The organism is Nocardioides sp. B-3 (assembly GCF_024703895.1).
Taxonomy (GTDB): Bacteria; Actinomycetota; Actinomycetes; order Propionibacteriales; family Nocardioidaceae; genus Nocardioides.
Genome location: NZ_CP087968.1, coordinates 2,632,555 through 2,647,871, shown reverse-complemented (window position 1 = coordinate 2,647,871; position 15,317 = coordinate 2,632,555). Strand labels below are relative to the sequence as shown.

9 protein-coding genes and 7 pseudogenes are annotated in these 15,317 nt (G+C 71.0%); 13 read left to right on the top strand and 3 right to left on the bottom strand.

Features of this window, described 5'->3' with window-relative positions:
• Positions 1-114: 114 nt before the first annotated feature.
• The 11 genes and pseudogenes from LP418_RS17590 to LP418_RS33745 all read left to right on the top strand — a co-directional run bounded on the left by LP418_RS17590 (position 115) and on the right by LP418_RS33745 (position 11,025).
• Positions 115-975, top strand: a complete 861-nt coding sequence (locus LP418_RS17590) for an ABC transporter transmembrane domain-containing protein (RefSeq protein WP_257953039.1) — start codon at positions 115-117, stop codon at positions 973-975.
• Positions 893-1,309, top strand: coding sequence for a hypothetical protein (locus tag LP418_RS17585; protein ID WP_257953038.1), 417 nt, complete (start codon positions 893-895; stop codon positions 1,307-1,309). The genes LP418_RS17590 and LP418_RS17585 overlap by 83 nt, the downstream gene beginning before the upstream one ends.
• The gene (locus LP418_RS17580) at positions 1,300-1,809 is read left to right on the top strand and encodes an ATP-binding cassette domain-containing protein (protein WP_257953037.1); all 510 of its coding nucleotides are present in this window, start codon (positions 1,300-1,302) and stop codon (positions 1,807-1,809) included. The genes LP418_RS17585 and LP418_RS17580 overlap by 10 nt, the downstream gene beginning before the upstream one ends.
• Positions 1,810-1,876: 67 nt before the next feature.
• Positions 1,877-2,668: pseudogene (locus tag LP418_RS17575) on the top strand (ABC transporter transmembrane domain-containing protein); the annotation flags it as partial.
• Between the two features lie 277 nt (positions 2,669-2,945).
• The gene (locus tag LP418_RS17570) at positions 2,946-3,575 is read left to right on the top strand and encodes an ATP-binding cassette domain-containing protein (RefSeq protein WP_257953036.1); all 630 of its coding nucleotides are present in this window, start codon (positions 2,946-2,948) and stop codon (positions 3,573-3,575) included.
• Between the two features lie 86 nt (positions 3,576-3,661).
• Positions 3,662-5,482 carry an nSTAND1 domain-containing NTPase gene (locus LP418_RS17565; protein ID WP_257953035.1) on the top strand — a complete coding sequence of 607 codons (1,821 nt, stop codon included), beginning with the start codon at positions 3,662-3,664 and terminating at the stop codon, positions 5,480-5,482.
• 352 nt (positions 5,483-5,834) lie between these two features.
• Positions 5,835-7,910, top strand: a complete 2,076-nt coding sequence (locus tag LP418_RS17560) for a WD40 repeat domain-containing protein (RefSeq protein ID WP_257953034.1) — start codon at positions 5,835-5,837, stop codon at positions 7,908-7,910.
• 51 nt (positions 7,911-7,961) lie between these two features.
• Positions 7,962-8,492: pseudogene (locus LP418_RS33760) on the top strand (LLM class flavin-dependent oxidoreductase); the annotation flags it as partial.
• A gap of 64 nt (positions 8,493-8,556) precedes the next feature.
• Positions 8,557-8,832, top strand: a pseudogene (locus tag LP418_RS33755) (LLM class F420-dependent oxidoreductase); the annotation flags it as partial.
• A 1,019-nt stretch (positions 8,833-9,851) separates the two neighbouring features.
• Positions 9,852-10,175, top strand: a pseudogene (locus tag LP418_RS33750) (acyl-CoA dehydrogenase family protein); the annotation flags it as partial.
• A 118-nt stretch (positions 10,176-10,293) separates the two neighbouring features.
• On the top strand, positions 10,294-11,025 hold the full coding sequence (locus LP418_RS33745; protein ID WP_442940278.1) for an acyl-CoA dehydrogenase family protein: 732 nt from the start codon (positions 10,294-10,296) through the stop codon (positions 11,023-11,025).
• On the opposite strand, the gene LP418_RS17545 is transcribed toward LP418_RS33745, so the two are convergent.
• Positions 11,020-11,385, bottom strand: a complete 366-nt coding sequence (locus LP418_RS17545; protein WP_257953032.1) for a universal stress protein — start codon at positions 11,383-11,385, stop codon at positions 11,020-11,022. The genes LP418_RS33745 and LP418_RS17545 overlap by 6 nt on opposite strands.
• A pseudogene (locus tag LP418_RS17540) lies at positions 11,382-13,015 on the bottom strand (tripartite tricarboxylate transporter permease). Before LP418_RS17540 ends, LP418_RS17545 begins: the two are co-directional and overlap by 4 nt.
• 69 nt (positions 13,016-13,084) lie before the next feature.
• Between LP418_RS17540 and LP418_RS31100 the strand changes: the two are divergent.
• Together LP418_RS31100 and LP418_RS33740 are read left to right on the top strand one after the other, a co-directional pair.
• Positions 13,085-13,609, top strand: a pseudogene (locus LP418_RS31100) (LysR family transcriptional regulator); the annotation flags it as partial.
• On the top strand, positions 13,608-13,988 hold the full coding sequence (locus LP418_RS33740; RefSeq protein WP_442940276.1) for a LysR substrate-binding domain-containing protein: 381 nt from the start codon (positions 13,608-13,610) through the stop codon (positions 13,986-13,988). The pseudogene LP418_RS31100 and the gene LP418_RS33740, both read left to right, overlap by 2 nt.
• Before the next feature lie 805 nt (positions 13,989-14,793).
• On the opposite strand, the pseudogene LP418_RS33735 reads toward LP418_RS33740, so the two are convergent.
• Positions 14,794-15,297, bottom strand: a pseudogene (locus LP418_RS33735) (FtsX-like permease family protein); the annotation flags it as partial.
• Between the last annotated feature and the right edge of the window lie 20 nt (positions 15,298-15,317).

The following is a 15,317-nucleotide window of genomic DNA, read 5'->3' as shown; positions in this document are numbered from 1 at the left end:
GGACACCGTCGCGTCGGCGTACGTCGCGGCGACGACGGCGAGGTGAACGAGGCATGAGGACTGTGCGCAAAAAGGATTCGCCCGAGCAGGCACTCGATACGTACTCTCGTTCGAGTGCGTCAGCTCCCCGTCCCCGACCCCGGCATCGCCGATCACCGCGGGCCGGGACGGTTCCTGTGGTGGCTCGCGGGGCAGCAGCGCCTGACCCTGATGGGCGGCATGGCGTTCGGCATCATCTGGATGTCCTGCCGGGCCGTGATGCCCGCCGTCCTCGGTCGCGCGATCGACCGCGGCGTCGCTGATCGCGACCGGGGCCAGCTCGTGCTCTGGGCCGGCGTGATGCTCGCGATCGGGCTCGTGCAGGCGCTCACCGGGATCATGCGGCACCGGTTCGCGGTGACCAACTGGCTGACCGCGTCCTACCGGATCGTGCAGCTCACCTCGCGCCAGTCCGTGCGCCTCGGGGGCTCGCTGCCGCGCAAGGTCAGCACCGGCGAGGTGATCGCGATCGGCACCACCGACCTCGACCACATCGGCAACGTGATGGACGTGACCGCCCGCTTCGCCGGCGCGATCGTGTCCTTCCTGCTCGTCTCCGCGATCCTGCTCTCGACCTCGGTCCAGCTCGGCCCGGTGGTGCTGATCGGCGTGCCGCTGCTGATGCTGGTGATGGGCCCGATCCTCAAGCCGCTGCAGGTCCGCGCCGCCACCGAGCGGCAGATGCGCTCCGACCTGTCCAACACCGGCACCGACATCGTGGGCGGTCTCCGCGTGCTGCGCGGGATCGGCGGCGAGGGCGTCTTCCTCGACCGCTACCGCCGCGAGTCGCAGGCGACCCGGACCGCCGCCGTCAACGTCGCGAAGCTCCAGTCGGTCCCTCGACGCGCTGCAGGTGTTCCTGCCCGGCATCTTCGTCGTGCTCGTCGTCTGGCTCGGCGCCCGGTCCGCCGTCACCGGCGCCATCACCGCGGGTGAGCTGGTCGCCTTCTACGGCTACTCCGCCTTTCTCCTCCTTCCCCTGCGTACGGCGACCGAGTTCGCCAACAAGCTGATCCGCGGCCGCGTCGCGGCGAGCCGGGTGTGCCGGGTGCTCGCACTGGCGCCGGACGTGGTGGAGCCGTCGTCTCCCGCCGCTCCCCGCCTCCGGGCTCGACGCTGGTCGATCTTCGATCCGGCCTGCGCGTCCGCCCCGGCATCCTCACCGCGATCGTCTCCGACCAGCCCGACGACTCGGCGCTGCTCGCCGACCGGCTGGGCCTGTGCGCGGCCGAGCAGGACGACGAGGTCTCGCTCGGTGGCGTGCCGCTGACCTCGCTTCGCCATGCAGACGTGCGCGAGCGGATCATCGTCTCCGACACCGGCGCCGCCCTGTTCGCGGGCCGGCTCGCCGATCGCATCGACGAGCGCGGCAACGGCGACGTCGAGAAGGCGCTGTTCACCGCGTCCGCCGAGGACATCCTCGAGGCGCTCCCCGACGGGCTAGACTCCATCGTCACCGAGAAGGGCCGCTCCTTCTCCGGTGGCCAGCGACAGCGGCTCGTGCTGGCGCGCGCCCTCGCCGCCGACCCGGAGATCCCGGTCCCTGGTCGAGCCGACCAGCGCCGTCGACGCCCACACCGAGGCGCGGATCGCGTCCCGGCTGCGGGCCCACCGCGCGGGTCGCACCACGGTCGTCACGACGGTCAGTCCGCTCCTGCTCGACGCCGTCGACGAGGTGGCGTTCCTCGTCGACGGGCGGGTCGCCGCGGTGGGCACCCACGCCTCCTTGCTGGCCGACGTTGCGGCATACCGCAGTGTCGTCGTGCGTGACGTGGAGGCAGTCGTATGAGTGTGACGACCCGCCTCCCGATCGCGGACGGTCGCGCGGTACGCCGCTATGTCGGCCGAGTCGCGCACCGGCACCCGCGCCTCCTGTGGACCGCGCTCGGGCTGCACGTGCTGGCCGCGCTCGCGGCGCTGGCCGCACCGCGACTGCTCGGCGACCTCGTGCAGGCCGTCGAGGAGGGCACGACCCGCGCGTACGTCGACAAGATCGTCATCGCCCCGGCAGTCTTCCCTGGTGCTGCAGTCGGTGCTCACGCGCTACGCCCGCTACCGCTCGCAGGTGATGGGCGAGCTGGTGCTGGCCGAGCTCCGCGAGGACTTCGTCGCCAACACGCTCGCGTTGCCCGTCGGCACCGTCGAGGCCGCCGGCTCCGGCGACCTGCTGACCCGCACCGGTTCCGACATCGACCGGCTCGGCTGGTCGGTCCGCTGGGCGCTGCCCGAGTGGACCATCGCGGTCGTGTCGGCCGTGCTGACCTTCGCCGCCGCGCTCAGCGTCGGCTGGTGGGTCGCGCTGCCGTGCCTGCTCGCGCTGCCGCCGCTGGTGGGCGGGCTGCGGTGGTACCTCGCCCGCGCCAAGGACGGGTACCTCGCCGAGACCGCGTCCTACTCGCAGATCACCACCACCCTCTCCGAGACCGTCGAGGGCTCGCGGACGGTCGAGGCGCTGGGGCTCGGCGCCAAGCGGGTGGAGATGTGCGACGACGACTGCGCCAAGTCGTTCACCGCCGAGAAGTACACCCTGCACCTGCGCACGATGTTCTTCCCGAGCATGGAGCTGAGCTACCTGCTGCCCGTGGTCGGCACGCTGCTGTTCGGCGGCTACCTCTACACGCAGGGCTCGGTCTCGCTCGCCGAGGTCACCACCGCGACGCTCTACGTGCAGATGCTGATCGACCCGGTCGACCGGATCGTCTCCATCCTCGACGAGCTCCAGCTCGGCGCCGCCCGCGCTCTCGAGGCTCCTCGGCGTCGCCCGGGTGCCCGACGACCGCTCGGTCTCGGGCCGCACCCCGTCCTCGGAGAAGCTCGACGCATCCGACGTGCGGTTCGCGTACGTCGAGGGGCGCGACGTGCTCCACGGCGTCGACCTCGACGTCGGTGTCGGCGAGCGGATCGCGATGGTCGGCCCGTCAGGAGCCGGGAAGTCGACGCTCGGCCGACTGCTGGCCGGCATCCACCCGCCGCGGTCCGGCTCGGTCACCGTCGGCGACGTCGGTCTGGTCGAGCTGCCGCTGGGCGACCTCCGCGGCCACGTCGCGCTGGTCACGCAGGAGCACCATGTCTTCGTCGGCACGCTGCGGGAGAACCTCATCCTCGCCCGGCCGTTCGCTTCGGATGACGAGGTGCACGCCGCCCTGTCAGCGGTGGATGCGCAGGAGTGGGTGGCCGCCCTGCCGGCCGGACTCGACACGATCATCGGCTCCGGCGGGCGGGCCGTGACGGCTGCCCACGCCCAGCAGATCGCGCTCGCTCGACTGGTGCTGGCCGACCCGCACACGCTGGTCCTCGACGAGGCGACCTCTCTCATCGACCCTCGCGCGGCCCGGCACCCGGAGCGCTCGCTCGCCGCCGTACTCGAAGGACGCACCGTCATCGCGATCGCGCACCGGCTCTTCTCCGCGCACGACGCCGACCGGGTCGCGGTGTGCGAGGACGGACGGATCAGCGAGTTCGGGTCGCACGACGAGCTGGTCGCTGCTGGTGGTTCCTACGCCGCACTCTGGGACTCGTGGCACGGGAAGAACTGATCGCCGGTACACGTCGCTCGTAGGACCGGTATCCGTTCGGTATCCGCGTCGTTGACGCCGGTACCTCAGGCGAGGACGCTGGCGATGTGGGGATCACTGTCCTCGGTCCGCTCACCGTTGATGGCTCGGGACGTCTCGGCCCCCGCGACCGCGTCGTACTGCAGGCCCCGGCCACGAGGCTGGGGCAGCCGGTGAGCGCGGACGAACTGATCGACGCCGTCTGGGGCGACCATCCACCCGCGTCCGCCGCCAAGAACCTCCAGTCGTGCGTCGTCCGGCTCCGCAAGGCGATCGGCAGTGCCGCGATCGAGACGACGCCCCACGGCTACGCGCTCGTGGTGCCGTCCGACCACGTCGACTCCCGCGACTTCGAGGCCCGGGTGGTCCGGGCTCGCGAGCTCCCGGCGGTCGGCGAGAGCGACCGGGTGGCCTACCTGCTGGAGCAGGCACTCCAGCTGTGGCGGGGGCAGGCGTTCCCGGACCTGCCCGACTGGGGGCCCGCGCGGCGCGAGGCCGGACGGCTGGGCGAGCTGCGGCTCGAGGCCGAGGAGATGCACGTCGACGCTGCTGCGCAGCGGACGTCCGCGCGAGTGCTGCCGCAGGCCCACGCCATGGTGCGCGCCGCGCCGTTGCGCGAGCGCCGCTGGGAGCTGCTGGCGCTCGCGCAGTACCAGACCGGAGCCCGGGGCGAGGCGCTGCGCTCGCTGCGCCAGCTCCGCGCCGTGCTGAGCCGGGGAGCTCGGGATCGACCCCGCTCCGGAGATGCTGGCCCTCGAGCAGTCGATCCTGCAGCAGGACGTCGGCCCCCTGGTCCCCACGCCCCGGACCGCGCGGTGCAGTGTCCCCGGCAGGGGCTACGGGCCTACGACGTCGACGACTCCGAGCGCTTCTTCGGCCGCAGCGCCGTCGTGTGGTCGTGCCTTGACCTGCTCGCCGCCCAGTCCTTCGTCGCGCTCGTCGGCCCCTCCGGCTCCGGCAAGTCCTCGATCATGCGCGCCGGCGTGCTGGCGGCCTTGCGCGAGCGCGGACACCGGATCGTGGTGATCACTCCGGGCGCGCGCCCCGTCGAGGCACTGTCCGCCCTCCCCGAGGACGCGGACGCCCGCACCGTGCTCGCCATCGACCAGACGGAGGAGGTCTTCGCGCTCTGCGACGACCCGGACGAGCGGCGCGAGTTCCTTTCGCGGCTGGCCGAGGAGGCCACCCGTCGACCTGTCATCCTGACCTTGCGTGGAGACCGGCTCGCGCAGGTCACCGAGCATGACGGCTTCAGCCGGCTGGTCGAACGCGGCCTGCACCTCGTCGGCGCGCTCGACGAGCAGGCCCTGCGCGAGGCCGTCACAGGTCCGGCTCAGCAGGCAGGGCTGCTCCTCGAACCGGGTCTCGTCGACCTGCTCGTCCGAGAGGTCCGCGACGACCCCGGCGCACTGCCGCTGCTGTCGCACGCCCTGCTCGAGACCCGGCGCCGGCGCGAAGGGAACACCCTGACCGTCGACGGCTACCGCGCCACCGGGGGGATCCACGGGGCGGTGGCCCAGTCCGCGGAGCTCCTCTACGGCCGGGTCGAAACTGACCAACGACCGCTGCTCCGCGACACGGTCCTCCGGTTGGTCTCGCCGGGCATCGACGGCGAAGCGGTCCGCACCCAAGTCTCCCGTCGGCTGTTCACCTCGGACCCCGAGCACGAGCGCCTGATCCAGATGCTCGTCGACGCACGGCTGGTCACCAGCGACGAGGGACGGTTGGAGATCACGCACGAGGCCCTCGCTCGCGCCGGCCACGCCTGCGCGGCTGGCTCGACGACGACGTCGAGGGCCAACGCATCCGCCACCACCTCAGCGGCGCCGCCGACGCCCGGGACACCCTCGACCGCCCCGACAGCGAGCTCTATCGCGGCGTGCGGCTGACTCGTGCCCCTGGACTGGCAGTCGCGTACGGCGTCCGCGCTCACCGACACGGGGCGCGACTTCCTGACTGCCGGACGAGAGGCGTCCGACGCCGAGGAACAGAGCGCCGCCGAGCGCGCCCGAGCTCAGGGCCGGCTCATCCGACGGCTTCGGATCGTGCTCGCCGGTGCCGTCGTGCTCCTCGTCCCGGCGCTCGCCGCGGGGGGTGTGGCTGCTGTCCAGACAGAGCGGGCGGAGCAGAGCGCTGCGAATGCGGAGCAGTCCGCCGTGTCCGCGCTGGCGCGGGGCGCCGCGGCTCGGGGCACCACGTTGGGTGATGTCGACACCGAGATGTTGCTGGCCTGCAGCCGGGGTGGTCCTGGACGACTCGCCAGAGACGATCGGCAACCTGCAGCAGGCCATCCTTCGCAACCCGGCGCTGATCCGCTCCACCCCACTCTCGGGCACGCAGACAGTGGCATTGGACGTCCTGCCCGACGGCCGCACCGCCGCACTCTACGACTCGGCCCACACCGTCAGCATCCGCGATCTGACCACGGGTGCCGAGCTCGCTCGACGCCAGATCGGTTCGACCCGCTCCGAGTTCGACACCCGGCGAGCCCTCCGTGCCAGCCCCGACGGGCGAATGGTCGCCGTTGGTGGGTCCGCGTTCTCCGCGCATCTGCTGCACCTCCTCGATGCCCGCACGCTGGACCCAGTCTCGCCACAACCGGCAGGTCTGCCCCCGGGGAACTGGCGGCTGAACGAAGCGCATTTCAGCCAAGACAGCTCGACACTGGCCGTGGTGGTGGGCAAGCTCACCTCTGAGAACAACGAATGGGCGCCAGCGAGTCATCGCGCCTACGTCTGGTCGCTGGGGTCGTCCTCGAAGCCGCTGATGATCGATCTCACGCCGTGGACCACGGGATGGGCCTCTGCCGTCCTCTCACCGGATGGCCGTCTGCTCTACACCGCCACGCCTGCCGTGCGCGTCCACGACCTGCGCACGGGTGAGGTCCGCACCCTGTTGGAGCAGGACACCACGCCTTTCGAGGTGGGTCTCGATATCAGCCCCGACGGGCGGTTCCCGGTCCTGGCGCGTGGCGACCCGGAGGCCGAGGCTCTCCTGCTCGATGCCGGCACCGGTCAGGTCCGGCACACCCTGCCCCACGACAATCACACGTTCGATGCCCGCTTCAGTAGCGACGGCCGCCGGGTCCTGACGGCGACCTACCGGCCGACCGGTGCCTTTGTCTGGGACACCCGGACCGGACGTCGGCTCGCCCAGTTCGACCTTCCCCGGGGCGAGCCCGGCGCCGTGGACCTGCACGGCCTCGGGAAGCGGGTCATCAGCGCGACCGACCAGAGCTTGCGCGATCTCGATGTGGACGGCCAGCATCGCTACCTCCGCCGGGAGCAGATCACGGGACTCCCCACGTGGACTGGAACGAAGGCGCCCTGCTTCGTCAATCCCTCCTACGACGGGGCCTACATCGCGTACAAGCTGTGCACGGGACACTCCATCATGGTGGACGTGGCGCGACGCCGCGCGTTCCGGAGACAACCCGACAGCGAGGCCTACGGCCGTGGCGGGGGCAGCTGGTTCTCGCCGCGCGCCGAGTATCTCCGGGCCCGGGGCGGCACGATCTACGTCATGGACGGGACCACGGGTCGGGTCCGGGTCGGTCCTCACCCGGTCGGCAACCGTGTGACAGAGCTCGCTCACAGCCCTGATGGCTCCCGGGTCGTGATCTCCGAGCTGTCCGGCACCCTGACCCTCCCGGATGGTCCGACCCTCGAGCCCGTCGGGCGACAGGTCGACCTCGGTGCGAACGTGTGCTGCGTCGCTCTCGGGCCGGACAACCGAACCGCCTTCGTCCTCATCGGCGGATCGGACGCCCGCGGCTTCTGGGACGATCCAGTCGACCGCTGGGCGCTGGTCGACCTCGAGGCCGGTGAGGTCGTCAGGGAAGGGGCTCTCGGCCCGGCGAGCGCCAACTGGGCGGTCTACTCGCCGACGGGTCGGCACGTAGCCGCTACCGGGTTCGACGGAGACGTGGCCATCATCGACACCGAGACCGGTCAGCTCGTGCGGCAACCCGGGATCGCCCACGGCGACTATGCCTCGTGGGCTGCGTTCTCCGAAGACGGCTCACAGCTCGTCAGCAGCGGCCCGGACGGAACCGTCATCCTCTGGGAGGTGTCGACGGGTCGGATCACCCGCCGCATCAGCGTGACCGAGGGAGTGCTCACCTCGCCCGTCTTCCTGCCGAACGGCGAAATCCTGATCGTCCCGTGGGCAGGGGATCCCGCCGTCTACGTGTGGGATCCCTCCGCGACGCGAGCCGTCGAGTTCGCCTGCCGCTTGGCTGGTCGGGACCTCACCGAGGCCGAGTGGGCCGAGCACTTCCCCGGCCGGGAGCCCCGTCCCGTGTGCCCGCAGGACTGATCGCCGTACCCTCCTTGCGATTGTGACAGTAATGGTGTCACAGTTGGCGCCATGAAGCTCTCCATGCCGCTGATGTACGCCGGCAACCCCCGCGAGGCCGCCGACCGGGTCAGCAAGCTGGAGAGCTCCGGGCTCGACACCGTGTGGATCGCGGAGGCCTACGGCTTCGACGCTCCGACGCTGATGGGCTACCTCGCGGCGAAGACCGAGACGATCGAGATCGGCTCGGCGATCCTCAACGTCTACTCCCGCACCCCCGGTGCGCTGCTGCAGACCGCCGCCGGCCTCGACAACGTGTCGGGTGGCCGCGCGATCCTCGGCCTCGGCGCCAGCGGTCCCCGGGTGATCGAGGGCTTCCACGGCGTGCCCTACTCCAAGCCGCTCGGCCGCACCGCCGAGGTCATCGACATCGTCCGCCGTGGCCTCAAGCGCGAGCGGCTCGAGAACGACGGCATCTTCAAGCTGCCCCTGACCAAGGCGGACGGCGCCGTGACCGGGCTCGGCAAGTCGCTGAAGATCCTCACCCACCCCGAGCGCGACACCATCCCGATCTACATCGCCGCCCTCGGGCTGAAGTCCGTCGAGCAGACCGCCGAGATCGCCGACGGCTGGATCCCGATGCTCTTCCACCCCGAGAAGTCGCACTTTGGTCTGGGGCGACGCCCTCGCTGCCGGTACGGCGAAGCGCTCGGCCGACCTCGGACCGCTGGAGATCAACGCCGGCGGCATGGTCGCGATCGGCGAGGGCGCGGAGACGAAGGCGCTGCTCGACCTCGCCCGGCCGCTCTACGCGCTCTACGTCGGTGGCATGGGCGCCAAGGGCAAGAACTTCTACAACGACATCGCCTGCCAGTTCGGCTACGAGAAGGAGGCCGAGCAGATCCGGGAGCTCTACCTCTCCGGCAAGAAGAGGGAGGCCGAGGCGCTCGTCCCGCTCGAGTGGCTCGAGGCCGCCAACCTCGTCGGTCCCGAGTCCTACGCGCGAGCGGATCGCGGCCTTCAAGGAGGCGGGCGTGACCAACCTGTCCCTCACCCCGGTCACGGAGGACCCGGCCGCGACGATTGCGCAGGTGAAGGAATGGGTCTCCTAGCCCACCCTCGTCGCTACGACAATCTTCGCCGGATCCGGGCCCTCGACCCCGAGGTCGACTACGACGCGATCACCAACCTGACCGCGCGTCACGAGTTCCCGTGGGACTACGTGCAAGGCACCGGGATCGCCTTCATGCGCGACTACGGCGTCCCGTCGATCTCCCGGTTGCTGCACAAGACGGGCGAGTTCGAGCACGACGGCATCAAGCGCTACGACGACACGATCCTGATCGGCGAGGAGTCGACGATCGAGGGCATCGACTCCGCTCGCGGGCACGCGGCGGTGCGGCGCCTGAACAAGATCCACGGCCACTACGACATCCCCAACGACGAGTTCGCCTACGTCCCGGCCACCACCATCGTCGGACCGGTGCGCTGGATCTCGGCCTACGGCTGGCGGCCGCTCGATCCGCACGAGCTGGTCGCGATCACCCGGGTCACCACCCGCTTCGGCGAGCTGATGGGGATCAAGGGGCTGCCCTCGACGTACGACGGCTACCTGCAGCTGCTGGTCGACTACGAACGCACCCACTTCTCCCCCGACCCGGCCAACACCGCGCTCGCCGAGGCGTCCATCGACATCGCGCGGGCGGTCGCCCCTGGCCCCGGCCCGCCCGCTGGTGCGGCGGGTGACGATCGCCATGATGGACGAGCCGCTGCGCGTCGCCCCGGGGCTGCCCGCCCAGCCGGCCCGGTTCGCCTCCCTCGTACGCCGATCGCTGCGGCTGCGAGGACGAGCGCTGCGTTTCGCGGCGCCCCGCACGTCGCCGTACCTCCACAAGCCGGTCACCTATCCGGACGGCCACCGCCTGTCGGACCTCGGCCCGCTCTCCATGCTCGACGCTCTCAATGCAGCACAGGAAAGGGAACTCCATGCCTGAACGCCCCACCATCCTCGAGCAGGAACACGAGGACTTCCGCCGTACGGCGCGCGCCTTCATGGAGAAGGAGGTGCAGCCGTTCCACGAGCAGTGGGAGAAGGACGGCCGGGTCGATCGCGACGTATGGCGCAAGGCCGGCGAGATGGGCCTGCTCTGCTTCGACGTCGAGGAGGAGTTCGGCGGCCCGGGCATCAAGGACTTCCGCTACAACATGGTGATGGCGGAGGAGATCAGCCGCGTCGGCGCCAGCGGGCTCGGCTTCCCCGTGCACACCGACATCATCGTTCCCTACATCAGCTCGCTGGCCAACGACGAGCAGAAGCGACGCTGGCTGCCGGGCACGGTCGACGGCTCGCTCATCTCGGCGATCGCGATGACCGAGCCGGGCGCCGGCTCCGACCTCCGAGGGCATCAGGACGACGGCGGTCGACAAGGGCGACCACTACGTCCTCAACGGCTCCAAGACCTTCATCAGCAACGGCATCCCGGCCGACCTCGTCATCGTCGTCGCGCGCACCAACCCCGACGCCGGCCACTGGGGCATCAGCCTGCTCGTGGTCGAGCGCGGCATGGAGGGCTTCGAGCGCGGGCGCAACCTCGACAAGATGGGCCTGAAGGCTCAGGACACCGCCGAGCTGTCGTTCGACAACGTGATCGTGCCCAAGGCCAACCTGCTCGGCGAGGAGGGCTCCGGCTTCATCTCGCTGATGGTCAACCTGCCGCAGGAGCGCATCTCCATCGCCGTCATCGCCGTCGCCGCGATCGAGCACGTGCTGGACATGTGCCCGGCCTACGCCAAGGAGCGCGAGGCCTTCGGCCGCCCGATCGGGAAGTTCCAGAACACCCGGTTCGTGCTCGCCGAGATGGCCACCGAGGCCCACATCGCCCGGGTCTTCGTCAACGACTGCGTCCTCAAGCTCAATGCCGGCGAGGTCGACACCTCGCTCGCCGCGATGGCGAAGTGGTGGACGACCGAGCTGCAGAAGCGGGTCGTCGACGCCGGCGTCCAGCTGCACGGCGGCTACGGCTACATGTCGGAGTACCCGATCTCCAAGGCCTACGTCGACAGTCGCATCCAGACGATCTACGGCGGCACCACCGAGATCCAGAAGGAGATCATCGGCCGGATGCTGGGGCTATAGCGCCGGCTTGACGGCCGGGACCGGGCAGGTGGCATCGAGCAGGATGCGTTGCGCGGTGGACCCGAAGACCATCTTGCCGACCGGCGTGCGGTGCCTGAGGCCCAGCACGACCGGGCGCGCGTCCCGTCGTTGCGCCACCTGCACGACCGCGTCACTCGGGTCCCCGACGTCCGCCCGGTCGACCTCGACGCGGCCGGTCAGCTCGGGCCAGTGAGCCTCGACGTCGGCGACGGTGGGCGGGGCCTCGCCACGCACGGCGAGAACCACGATCACCTCCTCCTCGTCGATCGACGCCTCGACTGCGGCCCTCATGGCGGCATGGCCGGGTGGGGTGTCGGCATAGGCGACCACGATGGTCATAGCGATCCTTTCGACGTGCGGAGCGGAGCGAGGACACGGTGCCGGGTCACTGGAACAGGCCCGGCGGGAGCTCGACCGGGAGCAGGGACGGCAGGGACAGCAGCACGATGCCGAGGACCGGGGTGTAGATGACCGCGGTCCGAGGCTTGGCACGCGCCGTGTAGAGCAGGAACAACGGCACGAAGACCAGGGGCGGCTGCCGGGTAGCCGGCCGGGGACACCAGCACCGGGAAGGCCGCCATCGAGGCGAAGGTGCGGCCGGCGACCACGAGGTCCTCGCGCCGCGTCCGCAGTCGAGCCTCGTCGCGGGTGGCCAGCATGGTCGTCCCGGACGCGGGCGCCGCCGTCGGCCCGACCTCGTCAACGGTGTCCGGGGTCTCTCCCTGCCAACCGCGCCGTTCCTGCCAGAGCAGCGCGACCGCTGCGAGCAGGCCACAGCCGGCGACCGGGCGAGGCATCAGTCTGGCCTCCTCGGAGAACGACCCGCTGAGGACCAGCGCTCCGGCGAAGAGCAGCACGGCACCCACGGCCACGGCCAGCGACCAGCGCGTGCCGGTCATCGATCCCTCGAGCTCGTCACCGTCGGCGTCGTCGAGCTCGGCCTCGTTGCGGTGGCCGTCGTCGGGTGCGCCGGAGCGAGTCGCCCGGATGCGCTTGACCAGCGACCACAGCAGCGGCACCACCGGGATGGCCGCGAAGGCGAGCACGCCGGGACGCGCCATCCAGGCGGAGCTGTCGTAGAGGCTGGTGGTCAGGTAGTAGTAGCGCTCCATGGGTATGGCGAGCACGAATCCGATGAGGAACGGTGCGCGTGGCATGCCGGTGGCCTTGAGGAAGAACCCGATGACGCCCAGCACGACCATCACCCACAGGTCGCCCAGCTGGCCGCCCTCCCGGTAGGCCCCGAGCAGCATGACGACCAGCAGTCCCGGGCCGAGGATGGCGAAGGGCACCTTGGTCAGCTTGGCCGGGGTCGGCGTGGCGAGGAAGCACAGGAAGGCTCCGGCGACGCTGGCGATCGCGAAGCACCAGATGATGACGTACATCAGGTCGAGGTGCTCGGTGACGATGGCCGGCCCGGGCTGGATGCCGTAGGTCAACAGCATCCCGAGCAGCATCGCGGACGGCACTCCGCCGGGGATCCCGAAGAGGAACGTCGGGATGAGGTCGCCGGCCTCGACCGAGTTGTTCGCGCTCTCCGGGCCGACGATGCCTCGGGGGTCACCCTTGCCGAACTGGCGCTTGTCCTTGGCGGTCGCGACGGCCCGGCCGTAGGCCAGCCAGTGCCGGCCGTGGCGCCGACGCCGGGCAGGATCCCGGCCCAGATGCCGATCAGCGAGCCCCGCACGACGTGGGTCCAGTGCGTGAGCCACTCGCGGATGCCGGCGCCCCACCCTCCACTGAGGGTGACAGGCTGCTCGGTGACACGGCGCTGGCCGACGCGGCTGGCGATCTCGGCGAGGCCGAAGATGCCGAGGGCCACCGCGACGAGTGACACCCCGTCCCCGAGGAAGAGGGAGCCGAAGGTGAACCGCTCCTCGGCAGTGGTCGGGGACGTGCCCACCGGGCCGAGCAGCAGACCCGGGAATCCGGCGGTCAGGCCCGGTGGATCCACCGCTCCGCTCGCCATCAGCCGCGCGTTAGAGCTGCTGAAGCACACTTCATGGTCGTGAAGCGATCCTTCATGCACACTTGACCCATGCTCGACGTCAAACGCCTCCGGGTCCTGCTCGCCGTCGTGGAGGAGGGCTCCGTGACCAGCGCGGCCTCCGCGCTGGGCTACACGCCGTCCGCCATCTCCCAGCAGCTGCTGCGACTGGAGCGGGAGGTCGGCCAACCGCTGCTCGACCGGCACGCACGCGGCATGACGCCCACCGATGCGGGACTGGTGCTGGCTCGGCACGCGCGCAAGGTCGTGCGACAGCTGGCAGCGGCGGAGGCGGACCTCGCCGACATCGCAGGCGTACGGCGCGGGAGCGTCGCCCTCGGCACGTTCCCCACCGTCGGAAGCTCGTTCCTGCCCCTCGCCGTACGCCGGTTCCGCGAGCTCTATCCCGCCATCCAGCTCACCATCAGCAGCGGACGCGAGGACCACCCGGTCCGACTGCTCGAGGAGGGCACGGTCGCCATCTCCTTGCTGTGGGACTACGAGTGGCAGCGGATCGACAACGAGGAGCTGGAGCTGACGGAGCTCTTCACCGACCCGACGGTCCTGCTCGTCGGTGCCACCCATCGGCTGGCGCGCCGGCGCACCGTCAAGATGGCCGACCCGGCCGACGAACCCCCGGATCATCCGTGCCGGCGGACACCCGGTCGTCGAGGTGCTCGAACGCAGCGCCCCGGCCGCCGGGTTCACGCCGACCATCGCCTTCCACGCCAACGACTACCGGGAGGCGCAGGCGATGGTGAGCGTCGGTCTCGGGATCGCGCTCGCGCCACGCACGGCGACGGTCAACCAGCACCCCGACGTCCGCGTGGTCTCACTGGGCGACACCGCACCCGCACGGCGCGTCCTGACGGCGCACCGGCCGGGACGCGTGCGCGCTGCTGCCGAGCTGGCCCTGCACGACGTCCTGCTCGAGACCGCCGCGAGCTACGCCTGATCCGGCTCTGCCTGCCGACTACTCCGTGCGCAGGTTGGCGGCCGAGGCCGCCCGCGTCGCCCACGGCCGGGTGATGCGGGCGGCGGCCGTGATGGCCAGCCACACGAGGCCGAGGGTGATGACGGCGTTGGCCACCAGCACGAGCAACGCCAGCGGCGAGCCACGGTCTCCCAGCACGCCGACCGTCAGCGACCCGAGGATCACCCCCGGCCGTCGCCATCGGGATGGCCACGAGTCGTGACTCCCAGCGTTGGGCGCTCTCGAGGACGTCGAGCGGCATGCCCAGCGCCAACAGTGACGCGACGGACCGCTTCCGGTCCGGGATCGACTCCACCGAGTGCACCGCCGGGGTGCCGATCGCGACCAGCAGCGCCACCAGCAGCGCGCCCGCCACCAGCGCGAGCGAGATGTAGTAGAAGGCGTCCACGTTGTCGCTGGCCGGGAGATCGGCGGCGACGGCCGCTCCACCCCCGGAGACGAGCGCGATGGCTCCGACCGCGGCCGCGGCGCGACCGGCCGGGCGAGGCTCCGCCACGAGCCGGCGGGCCGCGAGCAGCACCGCCGGGGACGCGGTGCGGGACTGGACGAAGGAGCCGGCTCGGAACGCAGCCCACGGAGCAAGACCGATCAGACCCAGCACGGCGAGACCGATGGCCACGAAGACGGCCGGCTCGAACACGAGCAGCGCAACCGGCAGGAGGACGATCGCGCCGGCCACCAGCACCAACCCCCACGGCCCGGGCGGTGCGGCGGCCTGCCGGCGCGAGACCCCCAGCGGGGTGACCACGACACCACGCGAGGCGCGAGCCCCCACGAACACACCGAGGACGGTCGTGCCGATGACCACGAGCAGCACCTGCCACCACAGCGGCGCGACCGAGGTCGGCACGAGTCGGAGGCTCTCGGTGTAGACGTAGCCGTTGCCGCCGAAGTCGTTGTAGGACACCTCGCCACCGAGCAGCAGGCGCAGCAACCAGTAGAGCGCGATCCCGCCGAGACTGCCGAGCAGGGCCGGGATGCCGACCTCGAGAGCGCCCAGTCGTCGCACCTCCCCCGGGGTCGCGCCCGCCAGTCGCAGGGCTGCGAGTCGCCGGTCACGGGCGGCCGTCCTGAGGCGGACGGCCCGGTATAGCAGGAGGAGAGGCGGCAGGGTGAGGAGACCGGTCGCGAACGCCGTACCGCCGCGGGTGCCGGGATCGGCGACCACGTTGAAGAGGATCTCGTTGGGATTTTCGGGCAACCGGGCGTAGCTCACGACGAGCAGCAGCAGGGCACTGACCACGGCGGTGCACGAGCCGAGCAGCAGCATCCGCGGCCAGCCGCCGGCGC

Excerpts from the sequence above, each read along its gene's own strand:
- LP418_RS17545 (WP_257953032.1), bottom strand. The coding sequence starts at position 11,385 with ATGACCATCGTGGTCGCCTATGCCGACACCCCACCCGGCCATGCCGCC.
- LP418_RS17570 (WP_257953036.1), top strand. The coding sequence starts at position 2,946 with ATGGTCGGCCCGTCAGGAGCCGGGAAGTCGACGCTCGGCCGACTGCTG.